Genomic DNA, 2,744 nt, shown 5'->3' on the forward strand with positions numbered 1-2,744 from the left:
CTCCTCGATGTAGCGGTTCCATCTCCCGTGGAAGATGGAGAAACAGGAGTTCTCGAAGGCATTCGAGATGGCTCCCAGCACGACCAGTCCGGGCAGGATGAAGACTATGTACGGGACGGCCTGCCCGTCGAACTGCATCTTCCCGACGCGACTGCCGAGGATGACGCCGAACACGGAGAAGTACAGGACGTTCGTGACGAACGGCGGGACGAACGTGTTCCGCGGCCGCCGCAGGAAGCGCAGAATTTCGCGGCGCGTCAGCGTGATGAACCCGGTCAGTCCCTCGTTCGCGTTGCTCACGCGTCGTCACCTCCGGCGATGGCGGCGAGTTCGGAATCGTCGCGGTCGAAGTCGTCCGCCTGCCCGTCTCCATCGCCCGTCCCCCCGTTTCCATCGCTCGTGCTCTCGTTCGCCCGCGTCATCTCCACGAACACCTCTTCGAGCGAGGTGCGCGAGATGTCGAAGTGGATGATCTCGAACCCTTTCCGGTCGAGTTCGCGCACGAGTTCGGGAGCGAGCAGTCCGGCTTCCGGAGCGGTGATGACGAGTTCGTCGCCCGATAGCTCCACCTCCTCGATCTTGTCCCGACCGGCGGAGAGCTGCGGCGCGGATTCGGGCGGGTTGCGGAGCGAAATGGTGATCTTGTCCGGGCCGCGACCCATTAGCTCCTCCGGGCTCGCCACCTCGACGATACGGCCCGAATCGAGGATCGCAACTTCGTCACAGAGGCGTTCGGCCTCCTCGATGTAGTGGGTCGTGAGCAGAATCGTGGTCCCCGACTCGTTGAGTTCGGTGATGAGGTCCCACAGGTCGTGACGCAACTGCACGTCCACCCCGGCCGTCGGTTCGTCGAGAATGAGCAGATCGGGTTTCGTGATGAGCGCCCGCGCGAGGACGAACCGGCGTTTCATCCCGCCCGAGAGCCAGTCGAAGCGCGTGTCGCGCTTGTCGTAGATTCCCACGCGCCGAAGTACCTCGTCGGCGCGCTCGCCCGCCTCCGACCGCGGGATGCCGTGGTAGCCCGCCTTGTGCTCCAGCACCTCTCGAATCGGGAAGAAGCGGTCCACGTTGAACTCCTGTGGCGCGAGGCCGATTCGGTCGCGCGCCTCGCGGTAGTCGTCCTCCACGTCCGCGCCGAACACCTCCGCCGTGCCCCCCGAGTTCTTCACCAGTCCGACGAGGATGTTGATGAACGTCGTCTTTCCCGCCCCGTTCGGCCCGAGTAGGCCGAAAAACGAGCCCTTCGGAACGTCGAGGTCGATTCCCTTGAGCGCTCGTATCTCCCCGTACTCTTTCTCCAAATCACGTATGCGTATCGCAGAATCCATCGGACGACCCGTAACAGTCGGGCACGGTTAAGGGTGCTGAACCCGGTCAAAGGTTCCCAAACACGTCGTCCGCAGCGTCGAGATATGCGGCGAGGTTCTCCTCGTCGTGGGCGAACGAGAGGTGATGGCGCTTGTACGGGTTCGGCGTGAAGAAGTGGCCCCGGTTCCGCATGCCCGCGGCGAACTCGTGGAACCGCTCCTCGTCCAGTCCGAGGATGTCCTCGTAGTTCTCGGGTTCGCCCGTCACGCCGAACTGGACGCTGAAGATGCTCCGGTGACCGACGACCCTGCCGTCGATTCCGTGATCCGCCAACAGATCACGGAGTCCGGCCCTGTACTCGTCGCCGAGGTCCGAGACGTGACCCTGGACGTCCTCCGCCACGATGGTGTCGATGGTCTCGCGCGCCGCGGCGAGTCCGGGGAGGTTGCCCGAGTACGTCCCGCTGATGACGACGCCGGATTTGTTGTCGCCGCCCGCCTGTGAGAGCAGGTCCTCGTGGCCGCCGACCGCCGCGACCGGATAGCCGTTCCCGAGCGCTTTGGCCACGCACGTCAGGTCGGGCGTGACGCCGAACTCGCCCTGTGCACCGTGGGGCGAGTGACGGAACCCGGTGATGACCTCGTCGAAGATGAGCGGCACGTCCGCGTCCGCGGTGACGTCCCGGACCGTTTCGAGGAACTCCTGCCGGGGGAGGAGACACCCGACCGAGTGCGGCACGGGTTCGAGGATGACGGCCGCGAGGTCGTCGCCGTGTTCGCGGAAGACCGCTTCGACGGCCTCCTCGTCGTTGAACGGGGCGACGAGCGTGTTTTCCACGGCGGCCGGGAGCATCCCCTCGGATTCGGGACGTCCCTCGCCGAGTCCGTCCTCCGGCGGGTAGACGCTCACGTCCACGTAGTCGTGCCACCCGTGATAGCAGCCCTCGAATTTCAGGATCTTGTCGTTCCCCGTGTACGCCCTGGCGAGGCGAATCGCGTGGTAGGTCGCCTCGCTTCCGCTGTTACAGAAGTTCACCTGCTCGACGCTCGGCAGGAGGTCGACCAGTCGCTCGGCAACCTCGACTTCGAGCGGGGCCGTTCCGGTCCCGTAGAGCACGCCGTCGTCGATGGCGTTCCGCGCCGCCTCGTCCACCGCCTCGTGGCCGTGTCCGAGAATGATGGGACCGAACCCGAGATGATAGTCGGTGTACTCGTTGCCGTCGACCGTTGTGAGCGTCGCGCCCTTCGAACGTTCGAAGGCCACTTCCCCGGTGTCGTACGCTTGCGCCCGAAGTCCGGTCTGTGCGCCGCCCGGAATCACCTCGCGGGCACGCTCGACGATTCGTTCACTTTCAGTCGTCTCGTTCGTCGTTTCGGAGTTCATAAAATATGTGTCGTGTCTGTCGCGTTAGTCGAGTTAGTGTCGTGTTGATCGCG

2 protein-coding genes and 1 pseudogene are annotated in these 2,744 nt (G+C 64.6%); all 3 read right to left on the reverse strand.

Going from position 1 to position 2,744, the window contains the following annotated elements; translation table 11 throughout:
* Window positions 1–300 (reverse strand): annotated as a pseudogene (locus WBV42_RS04570) (ABC transporter permease); the annotation flags it as partial.
* Window positions 297–1,328, reverse strand: a complete 1,032-nt coding sequence (locus WBV42_RS04575) for an ATP-binding cassette domain-containing protein (RefSeq protein ID WP_423984981.1) — start codon at window positions 1,326–1,328, stop codon at window positions 297–299. The gene WBV42_RS04575 and the pseudogene WBV42_RS04570, both read right to left, overlap by 4 nt.
* A gap of 46 nt (window positions 1,329–1,374) precedes the next feature.
* The gene (locus tag WBV42_RS04580) at window positions 1,375–2,691 is read right to left on the reverse strand and encodes an aspartate aminotransferase family protein (RefSeq protein WP_423984982.1); all 1,317 of its coding nucleotides are present in this window, start codon (window positions 2,689–2,691) and stop codon (window positions 1,375–1,377) included.
* Window positions 2,692–2,744: the final 53 nt, after the last annotated feature.

The sequence above is a fragment of the Haladaptatus sp. genome, assembly GCF_049589095.1.
In the GTDB taxonomy this organism is placed as follows: Archaea; Halobacteriota; Halobacteria; order Halobacteriales; family Haladaptataceae; genus Haladaptatus.

Excerpts from the sequence above, each read along its gene's own strand:
- WBV42_RS04575 (WP_423984981.1), bottom strand. The coding sequence starts at position 1,328 with ATGGATTCTGCGATACGCATACGTGATTTGGAGAAAGAGTACGGGGAG.
- WBV42_RS04580 (WP_423984982.1), bottom strand. The coding sequence starts at position 2,691 with ATGAACTCCGAAACGACGAACGAGACGACTGAAAGTGAACGAATCGTC.